The 19,375-nt window shown below is 70.2% G+C and carries 16 protein-coding genes, 3 tRNA genes and 1 riboswitch; of the genes, 8 read left to right on the plus strand and 11 right to left on the minus strand.

The features are described from left to right. Window positions 1–13: 13 nt before the first annotated feature. Genes V5F61_RS18570 through pabB form a run of 3 tightly spaced genes read right to left on the minus strand, consistent with a single transcriptional unit; the run spans window position 14 to window position 2,774 of the window. A complete protein-coding gene (locus V5F61_RS18570) occupies window positions 14–580 on the minus strand; it encodes a GNAT family N-acetyltransferase (RefSeq protein WP_393990114.1) in 567 nt (188 codons plus the stop codon). Further along, window positions 580–1,371, minus strand: coding sequence for an aminotransferase class IV (locus tag V5F61_RS18575; protein WP_393990113.1), 792 nt, complete (start codon window positions 1,369–1,371; stop codon window positions 580–582). Before V5F61_RS18575 ends, V5F61_RS18570 begins: the two co-directional genes overlap by 1 nt. Next, the gene (pabB, locus tag V5F61_RS18580; protein ID WP_393990112.1) at window positions 1,368–2,774 is read right to left on the minus strand and encodes an aminodeoxychorismate synthase component I; all 1,407 of its coding nucleotides are present in this window, start codon (window positions 2,772–2,774) and stop codon (window positions 1,368–1,370) included. The genes V5F61_RS18575 and pabB overlap by 4 nt, the downstream gene beginning before the upstream one ends. 216 nt (window positions 2,775–2,990) lie before the next feature. Here pabB and V5F61_RS18585 point away from each other — a divergent pair, with 216 nt between their 5' ends. Both V5F61_RS18585 and V5F61_RS18590 read left to right on the plus strand, forming a co-directional pair. Beyond that, entirely contained in the window at window positions 2,991–3,743 is a 753-nt protein-coding gene (locus tag V5F61_RS18585) for an AzlC family ABC transporter permease (protein WP_394104064.1), read from the plus strand. Beyond that, complete coding sequence (locus tag V5F61_RS18590) at window positions 3,740–4,087, plus strand: AzlD domain-containing protein (protein ID WP_393990110.1); 348 nt, start codon at window positions 3,740–3,742, stop codon at window positions 4,085–4,087. The genes V5F61_RS18585 and V5F61_RS18590 overlap by 4 nt, the downstream gene beginning before the upstream one ends. 54 nt (window positions 4,088–4,141) lie before the next feature. Here the strand turns inward: V5F61_RS18590 and rfbC are convergent, their stop codons facing one another. Continuing rightward, window positions 4,142–4,702 (minus strand): dTDP-4-dehydrorhamnose 3,5-epimerase, encoded by a 561-nt coding sequence (gene rfbC, locus V5F61_RS18595; protein ID WP_393990109.1) that lies wholly within the window; start codon window positions 4,700–4,702, stop codon window positions 4,142–4,144. Between the two features lie 145 nt (window positions 4,703–4,847). Continuing rightward, window positions 4,848–4,956, plus strand: a riboswitch (TPP riboswitch). Between the two features lie 86 nt (window positions 4,957–5,042). On the opposite strand from rfbC, the gene thiC reads away from it, so the two are divergent. Further along, window positions 5,043–6,914 (plus strand): phosphomethylpyrimidine synthase ThiC, encoded by a 1,872-nt coding sequence (thiC, locus tag V5F61_RS18600; RefSeq protein ID WP_393990108.1) that lies wholly within the window; start codon window positions 5,043–5,045, stop codon window positions 6,912–6,914. 174 nt (window positions 6,915–7,088) lie between these two features. Continuing rightward, on the plus strand, window positions 7,089–9,155 hold the full coding sequence (locus V5F61_RS18605; protein WP_393990107.1) for an FUSC family protein: 2,067 nt from the start codon (window positions 7,089–7,091) through the stop codon (window positions 9,153–9,155). A 357-nt stretch (window positions 9,156–9,512) separates the two neighbouring features. On the opposite strand, the gene V5F61_RS18610 is transcribed toward V5F61_RS18605, so the two are convergent. Both V5F61_RS18610 and V5F61_RS18615 read right to left on the minus strand, forming a co-directional pair. After that, a complete protein-coding gene (locus V5F61_RS18610; protein ID WP_393990106.1) occupies window positions 9,513–10,511 on the minus strand; it encodes an aldo/keto reductase in 999 nt (332 codons plus the stop codon). Window positions 10,512–10,624: 113 nt separating this feature from the next. Continuing rightward, window positions 10,625–11,503 (minus strand): NAD(P)-dependent oxidoreductase, encoded by an 879-nt coding sequence (locus V5F61_RS18615; RefSeq protein ID WP_393990105.1) that lies wholly within the window; start codon window positions 11,501–11,503, stop codon window positions 10,625–10,627. 132 nt (window positions 11,504–11,635) lie between these two features. Between V5F61_RS18615 and V5F61_RS18620 the strand changes: the two genes are divergently transcribed. Next, window positions 11,636–12,580 (plus strand): LysR family transcriptional regulator, encoded by a 945-nt coding sequence (locus V5F61_RS18620; protein WP_393990104.1) that lies wholly within the window; start codon window positions 11,636–11,638, stop codon window positions 12,578–12,580. A 43-nt stretch (window positions 12,581–12,623) separates the two neighbouring features. Here the strand turns inward: V5F61_RS18620 and V5F61_RS18625 are convergent, their stop codons facing one another. From V5F61_RS18625 to rlmB, 5 genes are all read right to left on the minus strand, one after another. Next, window positions 12,624–13,985: a (Fe-S)-binding protein gene (locus tag V5F61_RS18625; RefSeq protein ID WP_393990103.1), complete on the minus strand. Its 1,362-nt coding sequence runs from the start codon at window positions 13,983–13,985 to the stop codon at window positions 12,624–12,626. Window positions 13,986–14,065: 80 nt separating this feature from the next. Continuing rightward, window positions 14,066–15,070, minus strand: coding sequence for an LLM class flavin-dependent oxidoreductase (locus V5F61_RS18630; RefSeq protein WP_393990102.1), 1,005 nt, complete (start codon window positions 15,068–15,070; stop codon window positions 14,066–14,068). A 133-nt stretch (window positions 15,071–15,203) separates the two neighbouring features. Then, window positions 15,204–15,278 (minus strand) — tRNA-Thr (locus V5F61_RS18635). Window positions 15,279–15,538: 260 nt separating this feature from the next. Beyond that, entirely contained in the window at window positions 15,539–17,206 is a 1,668-nt protein-coding gene (locus tag V5F61_RS18640) for an MFS transporter (RefSeq protein ID WP_393990101.1), read from the minus strand. Window positions 17,207–17,539: 333 nt separating this feature from the next. After that, window positions 17,540–18,397: a 23S rRNA (guanosine(2251)-2'-O)-methyltransferase RlmB gene (gene rlmB, locus V5F61_RS18645; protein WP_393990100.1), complete on the minus strand. Its 858-nt coding sequence runs from the start codon at window positions 18,395–18,397 to the stop codon at window positions 17,540–17,542. A 304-nt stretch (window positions 18,398–18,701) separates the two neighbouring features. Between rlmB and V5F61_RS18650 the strand changes: the two genes are divergently transcribed. From V5F61_RS18650 to V5F61_RS18660, 3 genes are all read left to right on the plus strand, one after another. Next, window positions 18,702–18,786: transfer RNA gene (locus V5F61_RS18650), tRNA-Tyr, on the plus strand. Between the two features lie 204 nt (window positions 18,787–18,990). Then, window positions 18,991–19,064: transfer RNA gene (locus V5F61_RS18655), tRNA-Gly, on the plus strand. 131 nt (window positions 19,065–19,195) lie between these two features. Then, on the plus strand, window positions 19,196–19,375 hold a 180-nt coding region (locus V5F61_RS18660; RefSeq protein ID WP_394104007.1), incomplete at its 3' end, for a GTP-binding protein.

Below are 19,375 nucleotides of genomic sequence, written 5' to 3' on the forward strand. Positions count from 1 at the left end.
GCGGCGGCGCGGCTCAGGTGTCGGCGTCCGGCCGCAGGGCGCTTCGCGGCAGGCGGTACAGCACGTGATGCCGCAGCCGGTGGCCTTCGGGCACGGTGGGCATGTCGAAATCGTCGCTCGGATCATGGATCATGCCGAGCCGCTCCATCACCGCGCGCGAGCGGCGGTTGGCGGGCACGGTGAGGGCGATGATCTCGTCGAGCCCGAGCCCCTCGAAGCCATGTCGCAGGCACGCGCGGGCCGCCTCGGTGGCATAGCCGTGGCCCCAGGACGCGCGCAGGAAGCGCCAGCCGATCTCCACCGCCGGGGTGAAATAGGCGACATAGGGCACATGCACGAGGCCGCAATAGCCGGCGAACGGCGTCACCCCCGGCACTTCCACTACCCACAGGCCGAAGCCATGGTCGGCGAAATGGCGGGCGATGCGGTCCGCCACCGCATCCGAGGCGGCGCGGTCGGGCACCGGCATCAGAAATTCCATCACCGCCGGGTCGGACTGCATGGCCCACAGGGCGTCGCGGTCTTCCGCGCGCCAGGGGCGCAGCAGCAGCCGTTCCGTACGCAAGGTGGGAATGGTCATCACGCCTCGCCGAGATGGGCCGCGAGGCGCTCGGCTACCGGAAAAATGCTGAACTCCCGCTCGGCCAGGCGCGCCACCGGGCGGATGCCGAGGCTGGAGGTGAGGAAGATCTCTTCCGCCTCGGCGAGGTCGTCCGGCGTCAGCGGCCGCTCCTCCGCCCCCTGGGCCTTCACCGCGGCCCGCATCACGCCGGGCAGGGCGCCCTCCGACAAGGGCGGGGTGACGAGCCGCCCGTCGATCACCGCGAACAGGTTGGCGATGGTGCTTTCGGCGAGGCGCTCCCTGGTGTTGAGCAGCAGCGCGTCGTCGGCGCCGGCCCGCGCCGCCTCCTGGCGGGCGAGGATGTTGTCGAGATAGTTGAGGGACTTCACCTGGGCCAGCGGCGAGCGCTCGTTGCGCCGGGTCACGCCGGCGATGATGAGCCGCGCCGGCGGCGGGGGCGGCGCCATGGGGGCGGCGGTGATGAGCACCGTGGGGTGGGGCTCCGCCGGCGGCAGCACGCCGCGCGGGCCGCTGCCGCGGGTGACCGTGAGGCGCAGCACGCCGTTGTCGAGGGCATTGGCGGCCCGTACCTGTTCCAGCGCCGCGCCGAAATCCAGCGCCGGCAGGGGCAGGCCCAGCACCGCGGCGCCGCGGGTGAGGCGGGCGAGATGGGCGGGCAGGCGCCGCAGGAGGCCGCCGCGCACCCGCAGGGTTTCGAACAGGCCGTCGCCCAGGGTGAAGCCGCGGTCGCCGGGGGCGATATGGGCCGCCTCGGTCTCCATCAGGGCGCCGTTGAGGAAGAGCTTCACCGGCCTTCTCCGGAAAGGGCGCGCAGCATGGGCGCGAGCTTCACGAGGCTTTCCTCGTATTCGTCGGCCGGGTCTGAATCGGCCACGATGCCGCCGCCCGCATGGGTCAGCAGCGTGTCGCCGGCGCGGGTGATGGTGCGGATGACGATGGAGGAATCCATGGCGCCGTCGAAGCCGATCCAGGCCACCGAGCCGCAATAGACGCCGCGCGGGAAGGGCTCCAGCTCGTGGATGATCTCCATGGCGCGGATCTTGGGCGCGCCGGTGATGGAGCCGCCGGGGAAGCAGGCGGTGAGCAGATCCACCGGGCCGAGCCCCTCCCGCAGCCGGCTCTCCACCACCGAGACGAGGTGGTGGACGTTCGCGAAGGTTTCGAGCCCGCACAACACCGGCACCTTCACGCTGCCCACCCGGCTCACGCGGCTGAGATCGTTGCGCATGAGGTCCACGATCATGAGGTTCTCCGCCCGGTCCTTCACCGAGGCGACGAGCTCGGCGGCCAAAGCGGCATCGGCGGCCGGGTCGGCGGCGCGGCGGCGGGTGCCCTTGATGGGGCGGGTCTCGACGCGTCCTTCGGCATCGAGGCTGAGGAAGCGCTCGGGCGAGGCGCTGAGCACCGCCAGCTCCGGGCCGCAGCGCAGGAACGCCGCGAACGGCGTCGGGCTCACGGCCCTGAGGCGCGCGTAGAGCTGAAGGTCCGTGAGCCCCGCCGGCAGGGGCGCGCGCATCTGCTGGGTCAGGTTGGCCTGGAAGATGTCCCCGGCGCGGATGTACTCGATCACCCGCGCCACCGAGGCTTCCACGGCCGCGCGCGGCTGGTCGGGCGCGAAGCGGCCGGTTACGCTCCAGTCCGGTGCCGGCGCGGTGGCGGGGGCGGACGCGAGGCGCTCGAGCGCCGCCGCTGCCCGCGCCTCGGCGCGCCGCCGGCGGGCCGCCGGGTCGGCCTCCGGCAGGCCGGAGGAGAAGAGGCAGGCGCGCTTCTCGGCATGGTCGAAGGCGAGCACGACATCGTAAAGGCCCATGGCCATTTCCGGCACCGGCGGCTGCCCGGCGCGCGGGACGGGCAGGCGTTCCAGGTGGCGGCCGAGGTCGTAGCCCAGGAAGCCTACCGCGCCGCCCGTGAAGGGCATGGCGCCATCTTCCGCGCGCGGGGCCGGCGCATCCTTATGGGCCGCCAGCGCCTGCGCGAGCACCTGGAACGGGGTTCCCGTCACCGCCCGCCCGTCCACCCTGGTGCCCGCCCCGTCGGCGGTGATGACGCGGAACGGGTCGGCGCAGATATAGGAGAAACGCGCGCGGGGATCGCCGGCGGCGGCGCTGTCCAGGAAGGCGCAGAAGGGCGCGTCGGCGAAGGCGTGGAAGGCGGCGAACGGGTCGCGATACGGAATGTCGATGCGAAGCACGGGCAGGCGACCGATTCGGAGCAGGCGCAGGGAGGATGACGTTGCGGCGGCGCCGCCGCAATCCTTTCGCGCGCCGGAAGTTCTGCCTACATTACACCGCCCGCGCGGGAAAGGCGCCTGCGCCGGGCGTGGTGAGACAGGGGCCTGTCGCATTCCCCGCGCAAATGGTATGGCGACCTTACGAACACCCCGGAAGACTCCTGCCCCGGCCTGCCCATGTCCCAGAGGACCCCGCCCGACCTCACCGCGCCCGCGCCGCCTGTCCGCTCCACCCTGGGCTGGGCGCTCCAGGGCGCGCGCCATGGCATCTCCGTGCCGGCGCTGGTGCTGTTCGCGAGCTACACCGGCTTCGGCGCGCTGCTGCACGGGCTCGCCTTTCCGCTCGGGGCGGGCGTGCTTTCCACGCTGCTGGTGTGGGCACTGCCGGCGCAGGTGATCCTGGTGGGTGGCCTCGCCGCCGGCTCGGCGCTGCCGGCCCTTGCTTTCGCGGTCACGCTCTCCTCCATGCGGCTCCTGCCCATGGTGGTCTCGGTGGCCCCCTACATGCGCGGCCCGCGCCGCAGTACGCTGATCGAGCTGCTGTGTGCCCACTATGTGGCGATGACGCTGTGGGTGGAGGGGCTGCGCCTGCTGCCCCACCTGCCGGGCGAGGCGCGGGTGCCCTTCACCCTCGGCCTCGCGAACACGCTGGTGGGCGTGAGCATGGCCGGCACGGTGGTGGGCTATCTCATGGCCGGCAGCCTCTCAGGGCCCCTCGCGGGCATGCTTTTGTTCCTCACACCCCTGTCCTTCTCGGTGCTCATGGTGCGCAATGCCGCCACGCGCACGGAGTGGCTGGCGCTCGGCGCCGGCTTCGTCATCATGCCCTTCGTCTCCGGGCTCGACGGCGGGCTGGACCTGCTGATCGCGGGGGTGGGCGGCGGCACGCTCGCGTACGTGGCCGGGCGCAGGCTTCGGAGGCGGGCATGAGCGCGGCGCTGACGGAAGGTGCGGCGGTGCTCATCGTCGTGCTGGTGGGCTTCCTGCCCACGGAGGTCTGGCGCTCGCTCGCGGTGCTCGCCGGCCGGCGGGTGGAGGCGGGCAGCGAGGTGTTTCACTGGGTGAAGGCGGTGGCGACGGCGCTGCTGGCGGCGGTGATCGCGCGGCTGCTGTTCGTGCCTGCCGGGCCGCTCCTGGCGGTGCCGCTGCTGGTACGGCTCGGGGCGGTGGCCGGGGGCGTCGCAGGCTTCGCGCTGCTGCGGCGCTCGGTGTTCGCCGGGGTGCTGGTGGGCGAGCTGCTGCTCGGCGCCGGCATCCTCCTGTTCGCCAACTGAAGCCCCTGAACCGCGGGGCGCAAACGGCAAAGCCGCCCGCGCCCCGGCGGGCGCTCAGCGATAGCTGAAATAGGCCGGCAGGTCCTTGAGGCGCGGGTGCTTGCGGTCCTTGTCGGAGAGCACCAGCTCCGCCGCGGCCACCGGCCAGGCGATGCCGATGTCGGGGTCATCGAAGGCGACGCCGCCATCATCGGCGGGGCTGTAGTATTCGGTCACCTTGTAGACCACCTCGCAATTGTCCTCCAGCGTGCAGAAGCCATGGAGGAAGCCCGGCGGCACCCAGAGCTGGGCGCCGATGGCGGCATCCAGCGTCACCGCCACGTGGCGGCCGAAGGTGGGCGAGCCATGGCGGACATCCACGGCCACGTCGAAGATGGCGCCGCGCACCACGCGCACCAGCTTGCCCTGGGCGGTGGGCGGCTTCTGGTAGTGCAGGCCGCGCAGGGTGCCCCGGGGCGCCGAGAGGGAGTGGTTGTCCTGCACGAAGCCCATGTCGGCCACTTCGGCACGGAACACCCGGTCGCTCCAGGTCTCGGTGAAGAAGCCGCGGCTGTCGCCGAAGCGCTTCGGCGTCACCAGCTTCACGTCGGGCACATCGAAAGTCTGCACGTCCATGGGAGGGTCCTGAAGATGAGCGCGGAACGGGTCGACCGACTCGTGGCGCCTGTATAGCCCAACGGCCGGCGCGTGTCGGCTGGGCACCGGCGCCCGCCTGCCGCAGGGCGCGGATTGACAAAGGGGCGCGGGACGCGGACAGTCGCATCGTTCCGAGGGGGGCCCTGAGAGCGGGGGCTGAGAGTGGGCGCGCCGCCCTGACCCTTGAACCTGATCCGGCTCATACCGGCGGAGGGACGGGAACCTGCGGCAAGCGCATGCGTGGTCGCGGTCAGGCGAAAGCCGCACCCAATCTGCCCCAGGCGAGTCCGGATCGCTCGTGTGCCAGAGAGGATGCGCCATGAACACAGCCGTCGATCCCAGCAAGATGAGCACGGGCGGTCCCAAGACCGTCACCACCGGCCCCATCGTGGGCTCCCGCAAGCGTTATATCGAGGTCCCCGGCCAGGCCGGCATGAGCGTGCCGGTGCGGGAGATCGTGCTGTCCGATCCGGCCGAGCCGCCGGTGCATGTCTATGATTCCTCGGGCCTCTACACGGAATGCGCGCCCGCCGTGGACCTCGACGCCGGCATCCGTGGCCAGCGCGAGGCATGGGTGGCCGGGCGCGGCTTCGAGGCGGTCGTCCCGCGCGAGGTGAAGCCGGAGGACAACGGTTTCGCCGGAGACCGGCTGGTGGCGGCCTGCCCCGCCGAGCGCACCATCCGCCGCGCTGCCCCCGGCCAGATGGCGACCCAGTACGAGTTCGCCCGCGCCGGCATCATCACTGAGGAGATGGTGTTCGCGGCCGCTCGCGAGAACCTCGGCCGCGCCGAGGCGTTGGAGCGCGCCGCCGAGGCGCTCGCCGACGGCGAGAGCTTCGGCGCCGAGATCCCGCCCTTCATCACGCCCGAGTTCGTGCGCGCGGAAATCGCCAGGGGCCGCGCCATCATCCCCGCGAACATCAACCACACCGAATTGGAGCCGATGGTCATCGGCCGCAACTTCCTGGTGAAGATCAACGCCAACATCGGCAATTCGGCCGTCACCTCCTCCGCCGCCGACGAGGTGGAGAAGATGGTGTGGGCCATCCGCTGGGGCGCCGACACGGTGATGGACCTTTCCACCGGCCGCAACATCCACAACATCCGCTCCTGGATCGTGCGCAACTCGCCGGTGCCCATCGGCACCGTCCCGATCTACCAGGCGCTGGAGAAGGTGGGCGGCGACCCGCTCAAGCTCGACTGGGAGGTGTTCAAGGACACGCTCATCGAACAGGCCGAGCAGGGCATCGACTATTTCACCATCCATGCCGGCGTGCGGCTGGCCTATGTGCCGCTCACCGCGCGGCGCACCACCGGCATCGTCAGCCGCGGCGGCTCCATCATGGCGCGCTGGTGCCTCGCGGGGCATCGCGAATCGTTCCTCTATGAGCGGTTCGACGAGATCTGCGACATCATGCGCGCGTATGACGTCTCCTTCTCGCTGGGCGACGGCCTGCGCCCCGGCTCCATCGCCGATGCCAACGACGCCGCCCAGTTCGCCGAGCTGGAGACCCTGGGGGAGCTCGCCAATATCGCGTGGCAGAAGGGCTGCCAGGTCATGATCGAGGGGCCGGGCCACGTGCCCATGCACAAGATCAAGGCCAACATGGACAAGCAGCTCAAGGCCTGCGGCGAGGCGCCGTTCTACACCTTGGGCCCGCTGACCACCGATATCGCGCCCGGCTACGATCACATCACCTCCGGCATCGGCGCGGCCATGATCGGCTGGTTCGGCTGCGCCATGCTCTGCTACGTCACGCCCAAGGAGCATCTGGGCCTGCCGGACCGCGACGACGTGAAGACCGGCGTCATCACCTACAAGATCGCCGCCCACGCCGCCGACCTTGCGAAGGGCCACCCGGCCGCGCAGATCCGCGACAATGCGGTGAGCCGGGCGCGCTTCGACTTCCGCTGGCAGGACCAGTTCCACCTGGGCCTCGACCCCGACACCGCGCAGAAGTTCCACGACGAGACCTTGCCCAAGGATGCGCACAAGGTGGCGCACTTCTGCTCCATGTGCGGGCCGAAGTTCTGCTCCATGAAGATCACCCAGGAACTGCGCGCCGAGGCCAAGCTCATGGAGGGGGCGGACGGCACCCTCACCGCTGAGGCCGCGGCCGAGGGCATGCGGCAGAAGTCGCAGGAGTTTCTGGCCGAGGGCGGCAAGCTCTATGTGAGCGCAGCGGAGTAATCCTTCCACGCCGAAGCATGAGGGCCCCGGCCGGCACGTTCCGGCCGGGGCCCTTTTTCGTTGTGCCGCACCTTCCGCAACGCCACGACAGAACTCATGGTTTCATATAACCTCGGTGGCACTCCGGTGGGCCTGGGCCGAGGCGCGTGCCCGCCGTCCATGCGGGGAGCAGGAATGAGCGTGGATCAAGCGGCGGCGCGGGCGAGCGCGCCGGAGGGCGGCTTTTCCCATCCCAATGCCTGGGTGCGGGAGCTGGCGCGGCTGAAGCCCGCGCCCTGGCCCTGGGGCCGGGCCATCCGCGCAGCCTTCTGCATCGGCGTGCCCTTTTCCGTGGGCTATGCCTGCGACGCCGTCGTCACGGGCATGTGGATCTCCATGGGCACGCTGATGATGGCGGCGGGAGAGCCGGAAGGCACCTATCGCGTCGTGTTCCGCCGCCTTGTGCTTTCGGGCCTCATCGGCTGCCTCGGCTACCTGGCCGGATATCTCGCGGGGCTGCCCTGGGGTGCCACGGTGGCGGCCATGGCGGTGGCGGGCTTCGCGGGCGGGCTGCTCAGCGGCTATGGCGCCATCTGGTCCATCGGCACCATGCAGGCGCTGCTGCTCGCCTCCATCGCCATCGGCGTGCCCGGCATCGGGCCCTATTGGTGGTTGAGCGTGCTCTACATGGCCGGCATGGTCTTCTACATGGCGGTGCTGGCGGTGGAGGCGCTGCTGTTTCCTCGCCGGCCGCAGCGGCAGGCGAAGACGGCTCTCGCCTCGGCGCTGGCAGGCCTCGCGGAGGCACGCGCAAAAGAACTTGGCGTGCAGGAATCGGGCGCCCAAGGGCCCGTCGCGCCTCTGGAGGCCGCACGGCGGAAGGTGACGGATGCGCTCTGCGCCCTTGCCGGCCTGATGCTGGAAGCCCGCGCCTCCAGCGGTGGCCACCACGGCGAGGCGGATGATCTCGCGGCTCTCGTGCAGGCCTGTGACGGCCTGTTCGCGGCGCTGCTGTCGTCGGAAGATGTCGGGGCGTTGCAGGCTGCGGCGGCGCGGCTCGACGCGCTCGCCAAGGCGGAAGCTCGCGGCGACCTGCCAGAGGGCGCTTCGCCGGACGGCATGCGCGACCCGCTCACCGCCGCCGTGCGCACCAGTGCCGCCGCCCTGCGTGCCGCGCCAGGGGCGGAAGCGCCGGAGCAGGTGGCGCTGCAGGCGGGCGGAGGGCTGCGCCTGCGCCTCGATCGCCTCGCGCCCGGATGGGAGAATTTGCGCGCGGCCCTCGCGCTCGGCCTGTGCATGGGCCTTGCCTATGCGGCCCACTGGGTGGACCGGCAGAGCCACTGGTTCTGGATTCCCCTCACCGTCAGCCTCGTCATGAAGCCCGATCTCGGCTCGGTGTTCGCGCGGGCGGTGCTGCGCTGCGTGGGCACCATCGCCGGCGCGGGGCTGGGCGCGGCGGCGCTCGTTCTCCTGCCCAAGGGGCAACCGGTGGTCCTCGTCATCGCCGCGCTGTCGGCGGTGCTGCCCTGGGCCATGCGCCGCTCCTACGTGCTGCAGGCGGTGGTGCTGGCGCCGCTGGTGCTACTGCTGGTGGACATCATCCAGCCCGGCCCGCGCAACATGGACTATGCGGTCCAGCGCATCGCCGACACCTTCATTGGCGGCGCCATCGTGCTGGTGTTCGGCTATTTCCTGTGGCCGCGCTCGCGCTACGGGCACCTTGCGGCGCGCTTCCATGAGGTGAAGGGCATGCTGGGCGAATATCTCCTGGCTGCCTGCGGGGTGTCCGCTTCGGGCGCGTCCCTGGGCCTCTCGGAGCACCGCCGCCGCATCTACGGGCGCCTTGCGGACATGCGCGCGACCCTGCGCATCGCCATGATGGAGCCGCCGCCCGCCTGCACCGAGGCCGGCGCCTGGTTTCCCCTCGTCGCCGGGGCGGAGCGGATCTGCGACCGCATCACCGCCCATTCCGCGCGGGCCGGTCGGGAGGCGACGCCCGAGGACGCTGCGGCATTGCGGGCGCTCGCGCGCGATATCGCCGCGACGCCGGATGAGCGGGACGCCATGGCGCCGCCGCCGATGCCGGCCGCGCCGGAGCTTTCCGCCCTCGCCGGCGGCATCATGGATGAACTCGCCCACATGGCGCGCCTGCAGGAGCCCGGCGGCTTCCCGCAGGCGCCGGGCGGCACCCCGGCGCCTGCCCGGAAGCAAGGCGATTCCGGCGGAAGCGCGCGGCGATTTCACGAAGCCGGCGGCAGTTGAGACGCGAATGGCGGATGCAAGCCTGCCGCTCGCTCGGTGGCGGCACTCGTCCGCACGCAGCCGAGCTGCCCATTGCGGTGGGGAATGCCGGGGCCAGCCGGCTAGAGCTTTTTCAAGCGAAGCCGCTTCCGGTTCGCGTGAATAAAACGTGCAATATCAATAAACTATAGAAATTTCTGCGGGCCGGTGCGTGCGGAAAATGCTCTCGGCCGGCCTCCTGCGGTGCTCCGGCCTGCCCCCGCGCCGACGGAGCTTGCCCCTTCGCGCCTCGCCGATGAACGCTGCGGCCGCCGCGCGCCACCCGCCCGAGGCTGGGCGGGTGGACGCCGTCGGCGGCGCTCCTGGCCTCCGGCCGGATCAGGCGGCCTCAACGGGCCGCTTGGCGGGTGGGGCCATGAAGGCGGGGGAGACGGGGTCGCTCACCGTCCGCGCGAGGATGGCGTCGATCTCCGCCTTCGTTTCGGCGTCGATGTGGAAGCCGTCTACCTGCGAGACCGGGTCGAGCTGGCCGGGATGGCGTGCGCCCCACAGCGCGATGGTCGGCCCCTGGTCCAGCACCCAGCGCACGGCCAGCGCCAGCACCGGCTTGCCGTAGCGCGCCTGGGCGAGGGCTCGGAGCTCCTCCACCGCCTTGAGATATTGCGGGAAGCGCGGGGCGGTGAACTTCGGGTCCACCTTGCGCAGGTCGTCGCCCTCGAAGGTGGTGGCGGGGGTCATGCGGCCGGAGAGCAGGCCCCGGCACAGGGCGCCGTAGCTCAGCACGGTGAGGCCGGTGCGCGCCGCATAGGGCAGCACGTCCGCCTCGATCTCCCGCTCGAACAAATTGTAGGGCGGCTGCACCGCATCGAGCGGGGCGGCGGCGCGGAAGGCGTCCATCTGCGCGGGGGAATAGTTGGAGACGCCGATGGCGCGGATCTTCCCCTCGCGCTTCAGCTCATCCAGGGTGCGCGCGGTCTCCTCGAACGGGGTTTCGAGATCGGGCCAGTGCACCTGGTAGAGGTCGATGGCGTCGGTCTTCAGGCGCCGCAGCGAATCCTCGATCTCCTGGCGAAGACGGGCCGGGCGGCTGTCGCGGAACACCTTGCCGTCCTTCCAGGCGAGGCCGACCTTGGTGGCGATCTGCACCTTCTCGCGCAGGCCCCCGGCCAGCGCCTTGCCCACGATCTCCTCCGAGTGGCCGAAGCCGTAGACAGGGGCGGTGTCGATGAGCGTGATGCCGCGCTCCACCGCGGCGCGGATGGTGGCGATGGCGTCCTTTTCATCGGAGCCGCCCCACATCCAGCCGCCGATGGCCCAGGTGCCCAGGCCGATGCGCGAGGTCTTGATGCCCGAAGAGCCGATTTCGATCTGTTCCATGGGGATGTCTCCAAGAGCATTTTCGAGCGAAGCGGATACCGCTTCGCGTGAGGAAAATGCGTGAACTCAAGAGCGCCAGGGCGTTTCCGTGAAACGTTCTGGCGGGTGGGGGCTCAGGCTTGTCCGGAATCGCGGGCGGCGAGGCGGCCGATGGCGGACCAGTCCTGGTCGGCGCCGCCGTTGGCGAGGAGGGTGAGGAAGCGGTCGCGCAGCAGGCTCGCGAGCGGCAGCGGCACCTCCAGCGCCTCACCGGCCGCGAGCGCGAGCTTGATGTCCTTCAGGCCCAGCGGGGCGGCGAAGCCCACCGGGTGGTCGCCGGGCTCCGCCAGCAGGCGGCCATAGGTCTTGTAGACGGGCGCGCCGAACAAGGTGGAGGTGAGAAGCTCCAGATACGCGCCCTTGTCGATACCGCCCTTGCCCACCAGCGCCATGGCCTCGCCCAGGGATTCGATGACGCAGGCGATGAGGAAATTGCCGGAGAGCTTCACGAGATTGGCGCGGGAGGGGATCTCGGAAAGCTCGAAGGTGCGCTGGCCGACCGCCTCGAACAGAGGCCGGGCTGCGGCGATCGCCTCGGGCGCGCCGGCGGCCACCACGAACAGGTTGCCGGCCGCCGCCACCTCGGGCCGGCCGAACACGGGCGCCGACACATAGAGCTGCCCGGCTTCCGCATGCGCGGCGGCGAGCCGCTCCGACAGCGCGACGGAGATGGTGCTGGCGGAAACGTGGAGGGCGCCCTTCGGCAATGTGGCGATGAGCCCTCCGGGGGCGAACACCACCTCTTCCACCGCCGCGTCATTGGCGAGCATGGTCACCACCGCCTCGCCCCGGCAGGCATCGGCCACCTCGGCCGCGCGGGCGGCACCCGCCGCCACCAGGGCATCGGCCTTGGCCTGGGTGCGGTTGTAGACGGTGACGGCGTGTCCGGCCTTCACGAGGTTTCCGGCCATGCCGGAACCCATTTGGCCCAAACCGATGAAGCCGATCTGCATGGTTTTCGTCCTCCTCGGGCGCCTGGCCCGTCCGAAAGCTTGCGCACCATGGGCGCGTGCCATTAATCTTTCAAATGGAATATCGAGATCAGATTGATCTCAATTGAAGATGAGTTGGAGCGAGGGGCGGCCATGGAACTGCGGCAGCTTCAGCATTTCGTCGCGGTGGCGGAGGAGGGGCACTTCACCCGCGCCGCGCGGCGCGCGAACATCGTCCAGTCGGCGCTATCCAGCTCCGTGCGGGCGCTGGAGGAGGAGCTGGGCGCCCAGCTCTTCGTGCGCACCACCCGCCAGGTGCGCCTCACCGCCGCCGGCCGGGTGTTCCTGGACAAGGCGCGCCATGTGCTTGCCGCCGCGCGGGAGGCGCGGGAAGCGGTGGCCGCCGTGGCGGGGCTGGAGCGGGGCGCGCTTTCCATCGGCACGGTGCAGAGCCTGCCGGCCTTCCTCGACCTGCCGGCGCTGCTGGCGCGCTTCCATGCGGCCTTTCCCGCCATCGAGGTGCGGCTGTGCCAGGGCGGCACCGGGGAGCTGCTGGAGAAGGTGCGGGCGGGCACGCTCGACCTTGCCGTGCTGCCCCTGTGCCATGCGCCGGCGGATATCGCCACCACCCTCATCGCCTGCGAGGCGCTGGTGCTGGTGTGCCCCAAGGGCCACCGGCTGACCCGCCGCGCACGGGTGGGCCTTGGCGATCTGGCCGAGGAGCCGTTCGTGGACTTCGAGCCCGGCTGGGGCACGCGGGGCGTGGTGGATCGCGGCTTTGCCCAGGCGGGGGTGGAGCGCCGCCTCGCCTTCGAGGTGAGCGATCTCGACACCCTGCTGGCCCTGGTGGCGCGGGGGCTGGGGGTGGCGCTGGTGCCCGAGGCCATCGCGCGGGCGCGGGCCTCGGCGCTGGCGGTGGTGGAGCTGGCGGAGCCGGAGCTGTGCTGGGAGCTGGTGGTGGCCCATGCGCGCCCCGGTCCCGCCACCGGCGCCAAGGCGCGCGACCGGCGGGCGGCCCTCGACGGGGCGCCGCGCGCCTTCCTCGATCTGCTCGTCGCGCCCGGCCTGGCGGAGGCGGCGGAGGCGCTGCCCGTCTGAGCGAGACGCAGGGGGCACCGGCCGACGGCCGGGGCCGATGGCGTCAGCGCGCCGGGGCGGCGAGGGCGTCGCGCAGCAGAAGGGCGATGTGGCGGGCCTTGCGGCCGGTACCGTGCTCGATCTGGTGGCGGCAGGAGAAGCCATTGGCGATGAGCGGGGCCTCGGGCGGTGTCGCGCGCACGGAGGGCAGCAGCTTCAGCTCCGCCATCTCCATGGAGGCCTCGTAGTGCTCCGCCTCCAGGCCGAACGAGCCGGCCATGCCGCAGCAGCTCGTCTCCACGATGTCGTAGGAGAAGCCGGGGATCCAGGAGAGCACCTTGCGGGTCGCCTTCATCACGCCGAAGGCCTTCTGGTGGCAGTGGCCGTGCAGCAGCGCCTTCGGCAGGTCCAGCGGCTTCAGGTCCAGCCGCAGCCCCCGGTTCTGGTACTCGCGGGAGAGGAATTCCTCCAGCAGGTAGAGCTGCTTGCCGAGGTCCCCCACCTCCGGGCCCAGCCCCAGGCTGTAGAGCTCGTCGCGCAGCGAGAGCAGGCAGGAGGGCTCCAGCCCGATGATGGGCGTCTTGGCGGCGATCTCGTCGCGGAAGGCGGCGAGAACGCGCCGGGCTTCCCCGCGCGCCTTCTCCACCATGCCGGTGGTGAGATAGGTGCGCCCGCAGCAGAGCGGCCGTCCGGGCTCGGCGTCGTCGGCGGGGGGGCGGGCCATGCGCACGCGGTAGCCGGCGGTTTCCAGCACCGTCTGGGCGGCTTCCGCGATCTCCGGGTCGAAATGGTGGCAGAAGGTGTCCACGAACAGGATCACTTCCCCGCGCGGGGCCTTCTCCGGCGCCAGGGCGGGCGTGGGGGTGAAGGGCTCGGCCGTGGGCTCGGGGATGGGCCGGCGGGCGGTGATGCCCAGCCATGTCTCGGCCACCCGCGCGGCAAGCCGCCAGCGGTTGCGCAGCCGGATGGCGGCCCGCAGCAGGCGGCGATGGCGCCCGGTCCATTCCGGCACGCCGCCGAACAGGCGGGTGCGCATCGGCACGCCTTTGATCCGGTGGCGCTGGGCGAGGTATTCGGTCTTGATGAGCGTCATGTCCACGGCGCTCGGGCATTCCTTCTTGCAGGCTTTGCACGAGACGCACAGGTCCATGGCGGCATCGAGCCGCGGGTCGGCGAAGGCCGCCGCGTCGGCGCCGTCATTGAGCGCGGCCTTGAAGGCGGCGACGCGCGCTTCCGTGGAATGGGCCTTGTCGCCGGTGATGCGGTAGGAGGGGCACATCACCCCTTTGCCGGTATTCTGACAATCCCGGCTGTGCATGCACACGGCCACCGCCTTCGCGTAATTCCCGCCGGTGGCGGGGATTCCCGAATAAGCGTCGCCGATGCCGTAGGTGTCGTAAGCCGACCAGTCGAGGAAGGTTTTCATGCCGCAAAGCTCCCGCCGCGGCCTGCAAGCAAGATTCATGCTGCGGCGGGGCCAGATGCGGTTGTGCCGCGCGCGGCGCCTCACACCGGCGGCGGCACCCCGTTGTCGAGGCCGAGCCCGGCGATGAGCTCGAAGGAGCGCAGGCGCAGCACGGGGTCGAAGATGTCGGACACCACCATCACCTCGTCCACCCCGGTCTCGGCGATGAAGGCGGAAAGACCGGCCCGCACCGTCTGCGGCCCGCCCACCACCGAGCAGGCGAGCATGCGCTGCGCCTGGGCCTTCTCGGCCGGGCTCCAGTAGGTCTCGATATCGTCGATGGGCGGCAGGGAGAGGCCCCGCGCACCGCGGAAGATGTTGGTGAACGACATCTGCTGCGTGGTGGCGAGCCGCTTCGCCTCGGCATCCGTCGCGGCCGCGATCACGTTGATGCCGGCCATGGCGTGGGGCTTGGCCAGCACTGCCGAGGGCTTGAAGCGGCTGCGATAGACGTGGAGCGCGTCCATGAGCTGGTCTGGCGCGAAATGGGAGGCGAAGGCGTAGGGCAGGCCCAGCTCCGCCGCCAGATGCGCGCCGAAGGTGGAGGAGCCGAGGATCCACAAGGGCACATCGACCCCGGCTGCGGGCACCGCCTGGAGCTTCTGCCCCGGCTCCACGGGGCGGAAGTAGGCCTGCAGCTCCAGCACGTCCTGCGGGAAGCGCTCTGCGTCGGCATGGGTGCGGCGCAGGGCGCGAAAGGTGAGCTGGTCCGTGCCCGGCGCGCGGCCGAGCCCGAGGTCGATGCGGCCGGGGAAGAGGCGGGCAAGGGTGCCGAACTGCTCGGCCACCACCATGGGGGAGTGGTTCGGCAGCATGATGCCGCCGGCGCCCACGTGGATGGTGGAGGTGCCCGCCGCGATGTGGCCGATGACCACCGCCGTGGCGGCCGAGGCGATGCCCGGCATGTTGTGATGCTCGGCTACCCAGAAGCGCCGGTAGCCCCAGCGCTCGGCGTGGGCGGCGAGGTCGCGGGCATTGTCGAGCGCGGCGCGGGCATCCGCGTCCACGGTGACGCGGACGAGATCGAGGATGGAAAAAGCCGTCATGAAGGCCCCGGATTGGCTGCAACAGGCTGCGCCGCCCCCCGCGCATGAAGCCCATGTATGCCGTCTTCCCGCCGGTTCAACCGTCGCGGTGCGGCAGGCGTGGATGGTGCGCCTGGAGAAGTCAGGGAAGAGCTGGTGCCGGCTGAGGGGATCGAACCCCCGACCTTCGGTTTACAAAACCGCTGCACTACCGCTGTGCTAAGCCGGCCCAGTTCGGAAGGCCCGCTGCCAGAGGCCGGGCCGCCAGCGCCGGGTACGAAGTGTACCGGATGCCGACGGAGCCTTCATCTCCCGGCGGCGCGCGCCCGTCAAGCCGGTGGGCGCCGGAGCCGAGGGCAAAGCCTTGCCCTTCGCCAAAAAAAGCGGCCCCGCGCCGTGCGGGGCCGTCCCGGGAGGGGCGCGGCGGCAGGCGCCGCGCCAGAGGTTCATGAGGAGCGCTCAGCGCAAGAGCGTTCCCCGGAAGGGCGTTCAGTGCCAGTGATCGATGTCGCGGTCCTTGGTCTCGGGCACGAACAACAGGCCGATGACGAAGGTCATCAACGCGATCACGATCGGATACCAGAGGCCAAAGTAGATGTCTCCGGTGGCCGCGACCATGGCGAAAGACGTCGCAGGCAGGAGGCCGCCGAACCAGCCGTTGCCGATGTGATACGGCAGCGACATGGAGGTGTAGCGGATGCGCGCGGGGAACAATTCCACCAGCGCCGCCGCGATGGGCCCGTAAACCATGGTGACGAACAGCACCAGGATGAACAGCAGCCCGATCACTGCCGCCACCTGCGGGCGGAAGATGTCGAACGGGTGTGCCATCTTCACCACTTCGGTGTTGCTGGCGGCCGTGGGATAGCCCGCGGCCTGGAGCGTCGCGGCGGCGGTTTTGTTGAAGTCGGGGCCATAAGGCACCGTCTGGTCGTTCACCTTCAGCTCCACCGGGGCACCGGCTGGGCCGGGCGCGGTGGAGTATTTGACACCCGCCTTGGCCAGGAAGTCACGGGCGAGATCGCACGGCTGGTTGTAGACGCGCGTTCCGACCGGATTGAACAGCGAGCCGCAATTGGCCGGATCGGCGACCACCGTCACCCGCACGTTCTGCACCGCCTTCTCCAGCGGAGGGTTGGCATAGGTGGTGATGAGGTTGAACAGCGGGAAGTAGCTCGCCGCCGCGATGAGGCAGCCCGCCAGGATGATGGGCTTGCGCCCGATCTTGTCGGACAGCCAGCCGAAGAACACGAAGAACATGGTGCCGAACACCAGCGACCACGCGATCAGGAGGTTGGACGTATAGCCGTCCACCTTCAGGATCGATTGCAGGAAGAACAGGGCATAGAACTGGCCCGTGTACCAGACCACGCCCTGGCCCGCGACCAGGCCGAACAGGGCCAGCAGCACGACCTTCATGTTGCCCCACTGGCCGAATGCTTCGGCGAGCGGCGCCTTGGAGGTGGTGCCTTCCTCCTTCATCTTCTTGAATGTGGGCGATTCGGAAAGCTGCAGCCGAATCCACACGGAGATACCGAGCAGGGCGATGGAAACCAGGAACGGCACGCGCCAGCCCCACTCGCGGAACGCTTCCTCGCCCGTCACCGTGCGGGTGACGAGGATGATGATGAGCGAGAGGAACAGGCCCAGCGTGGCCGTGGTCTGGATCCAGGAGGTGTAGAAGCCGCGCCGGCCATGGGGTGCGTGCTCGGCCACGTAGGTGGCGGCGCCGCCGTATTCGCCGCCGAGCGCGAGGCCCTGCAGGAGGCGCAGCGCGATCAGGATGATGGGCGCGAGGATGCCGATGCTGGCGGCATTGGGCAGGATGCCGACGATGAAGGTCGACAGGCCCATGATGAGAATGGTGATGAGGAAGGTGTACTTGCGGCCCACGAGATCGCCGAGCCGGCCGAACACCAATGCCCCGAAGGGACGCACCAGGAAGCCGGCGGCGAAGGCAAGCAGCGCGAAGATGTCCCGCGTCGCTGGCGGGTAGGCGGAGAAGAACTGCGCGCCGATGATCGCCGCCAGCGAGCCGTAGAGATAGAAGTCATACCATTCGAAGACGGTACCGAGGGACGAAGCGAAGATGACCCGCTTCTCTTCCCGCGTCATGGGGCGAGGGGCTGCCGCCGCCCGCGCGGTGGTTACGCTCATGGACATGTCCTCCCACGTCGATGCCCCGGCCGTGTTCCCCGGCGGGGCTGAGCTCAGGCTGTCGCGCTGCCGCTGTGCGGGCCGAGGGGGAGGGAAGGCCACGCCGAGGACGCCGCGCGATGATGCGCGCCGGCCAGCGGCGGCAAGGCGTTCCTCCTTCGGCCCGGCGCACCGCCTCTTTGATCGGGCGGTTCGGCAGGGCTGGGCGCACATGCGCCTGAGCTATTGTGGCGGGGATGATGGTATTCGACGATAGTCTATTAGTCTTAGGTGCAATGCCGCAAGGTGATGGTCGCCGGTAACACCGTGGCGAAACCTGGTGAAACGGGGGCCTCAGCCCCGCTTCAGCGCGCGGCGCGCCATGCCGAGCGAGAGCGCGGCGGCATTGGAGACGTTGAGGCTCTTGATGGCGCCCGGAAGGTCGATTCGCGCCAGCACATGACAGGTTTCGCGCGTGAGCTGGCGCAGGCCCTTGCCCTCCGCGCCGAGCACAAGGGCCAGCGGCGCGTGCAGGTGCGTGTCCTCCAGGTCGGCCGCGCCCTCGCTGTCGAGGCCCACCACCAGCATGCCGTTGTCCTTCAGCTCGTTGAGTGCGCGGGCGAGGTTCTGCACCAGGCAGATGGGCACGTGCTCCAGTCCGCCTGAAGCGCTCTTGGCGAGCACGCCGGTGGCCACCGGGCTGTGGCGCGCGGTGGTGACGATGGCGCTGACCGCGAACGCAGCCGCCGAGCGCACGATGGCTCCCACATTGTGCGGATCGGTGATCTGGTCGAGCACCAGCACGAGGTCGGTCTTGGCGATGTCCTTCAGGCGGGGGGAGGGCAGGTGGTCCACCTCCGCCAGCAGCCCCTGGTGCACGGCGTCCGCGCCCACGAGCTTGTCGATTTCCGACGGCCGCACGATCTGCGGCTCCACCGGCAGCGTGAAGCCGGCCTCCACGAGGCGGTGCGCGCCATTTTCCGTCGCCAGGATCTTGCGGAAATGGCGCGCCGGATTGGCAAGCGCCTCGGCCACCGTATGCCAGCCATAGAGCAGGGCCACGTCGTCCTCCCCCGCCCACGCGGGCGCGCCGCCGCCGGTGCGGCGCGGGCGGAAGCCGGGCGGCCCGCCATGTGGTCCTCCTCCCTTGCCGGCAAAGGGGCGCCGGGGGCCGGAGGGGCGGGCGGGCTTGTGGGGTGGGCGCTCTGACATGGGGGAGGCTTTGTCAGAGCCGGCGCTGCCGCGCAAGGGGCCTGCACGCATGGCCGGCGGCGTGGAGCTGCCCCTGTCCGCGGGACGTCGTCCACAGCTCGCTGCGGGAGATGCGTTTTTGCGGGCGCAGCGGGGTTGACTTGGACGAAGGCGGCTTACATAACCCCGTTCCTCGGCCGGCGGCTCGATCCGATCGCGCCGCCAACCGGCAATCCGCCGGGGGATCGAAACTAAGCTTTGCTTGTGTGTCGATCCGCTGCCGAGCCGTCCCATCCGGGGCGGAAGCGACGACGGGCCGTCGTATGGAGGGGTGCCCGAGTGGTTAAAGGGGACGGACTGTAAATCCGTTGGCTCTGCCTACGTTGGTTCGAATCCAACCCCCTCCACCACCCGTCGTCGTCATCGCCGGAAGCCGGCGCGGCCTCGTCAATGAGGCGCGCCGGGCTTCGGCGGAAGATCCGAGCGAAGTGCGCGGTTGTCTGCCCTTCGGGCGGATATGGCGCGAATGTGTGTCGGGCCGAGCGGGCGCTGGTTTCAGGCTCGTGCACAGCTCTTTCGCAGCTGCCGGGCGCATGTTATGGCATCGGCGCGACGCGGGTGTAGCTCAATGGTAGAGCAGCAGCCTTCCAAGCTGAATACGAGGGTTCGATTCCCTTCACCCGCTCCATTCCTCATATGATTCGCCGGCAAGCCTTCTGTGCGCTGAAGCACGGGTCTTGCATCGGAGCGCGAAACCCCCTATCCCACGGCGGCTTTTTTTGCGGCCCGCGCGGGCGCCCGACCGACTGAGAGAGAACGATGGCCAAAGAGAAGTTTAACCGTTCGAAGCCGCACTGCAACATCGGCACCATCGGTCACGTTGACCATGGCAAGACGTCGCTGACGGCCGCGATCACGAAGATCCTGGCGGAGACCGGCGGCGCGACCTTCACGGCCTACGACCAGATCGACAAGGCGCCTGAAGAGAAGGCGCGCGGT

It is taken from the genome of Xanthobacter sediminis, from assembly GCF_043195015.1.
Lineage (GTDB): Bacteria > Pseudomonadota > Alphaproteobacteria > Rhizobiales > Xanthobacteraceae > Xanthobacter.

Excerpts from the sequence above, each read along its gene's own strand:
- rlmB (WP_393990100.1), bottom strand. The coding sequence starts at position 18,397 with ATGTCAGAGCGCCCACCCCACAAGCCCGCCCGCCCCTCCGGCCCCCGG.
- V5F61_RS18640 (WP_393990101.1), bottom strand. The coding sequence starts at position 17,206 with ATGAGCGTAACCACCGCGCGGGCGGCGGCAGCCCCTCGCCCCATGACG.
- V5F61_RS18585 (WP_394104064.1), top strand. The coding sequence starts at position 2,991 with ATGTCCCAGAGGACCCCGCCCGACCTCACCGCGCCCGCGCCGCCTGTC.
- V5F61_RS18620 (WP_393990104.1), top strand. The coding sequence starts at position 11,636 with ATGGAACTGCGGCAGCTTCAGCATTTCGTCGCGGTGGCGGAGGAGGGG.
- thiC (WP_393990108.1), top strand. The coding sequence starts at position 5,043 with ATGAACACAGCCGTCGATCCCAGCAAGATGAGCACGGGCGGTCCCAAG.
- V5F61_RS18605 (WP_393990107.1), top strand. The coding sequence starts at position 7,089 with ATGAGCGTGGATCAAGCGGCGGCGCGGGCGAGCGCGCCGGAGGGCGGC.
- V5F61_RS18590 (WP_393990110.1), top strand. The coding sequence starts at position 3,740 with ATGAGCGCGGCGCTGACGGAAGGTGCGGCGGTGCTCATCGTCGTGCTG.
- V5F61_RS18630 (WP_393990102.1), bottom strand. The coding sequence starts at position 15,070 with ATGACGGCTTTTTCCATCCTCGATCTCGTCCGCGTCACCGTGGACGCG.
- V5F61_RS18610 (WP_393990106.1), bottom strand. The coding sequence starts at position 10,511 with ATGGAACAGATCGAAATCGGCTCTTCGGGCATCAAGACCTCGCGCATC.
- V5F61_RS18615 (WP_393990105.1), bottom strand. The coding sequence starts at position 11,503 with ATGCAGATCGGCTTCATCGGTTTGGGCCAAATGGGTTCCGGCATGGCC.
- rfbC (WP_393990109.1), bottom strand. The coding sequence starts at position 4,702 with ATGGACGTGCAGACTTTCGATGTGCCCGACGTGAAGCTGGTGACGCCG.
- V5F61_RS18625 (WP_393990103.1), bottom strand. The coding sequence starts at position 13,985 with ATGAAAACCTTCCTCGACTGGTCGGCTTACGACACCTACGGCATCGGC.
- V5F61_RS18570 (WP_393990114.1), bottom strand. The coding sequence starts at position 580 with ATGACCATTCCCACCTTGCGTACGGAACGGCTGCTGCTGCGCCCCTGG.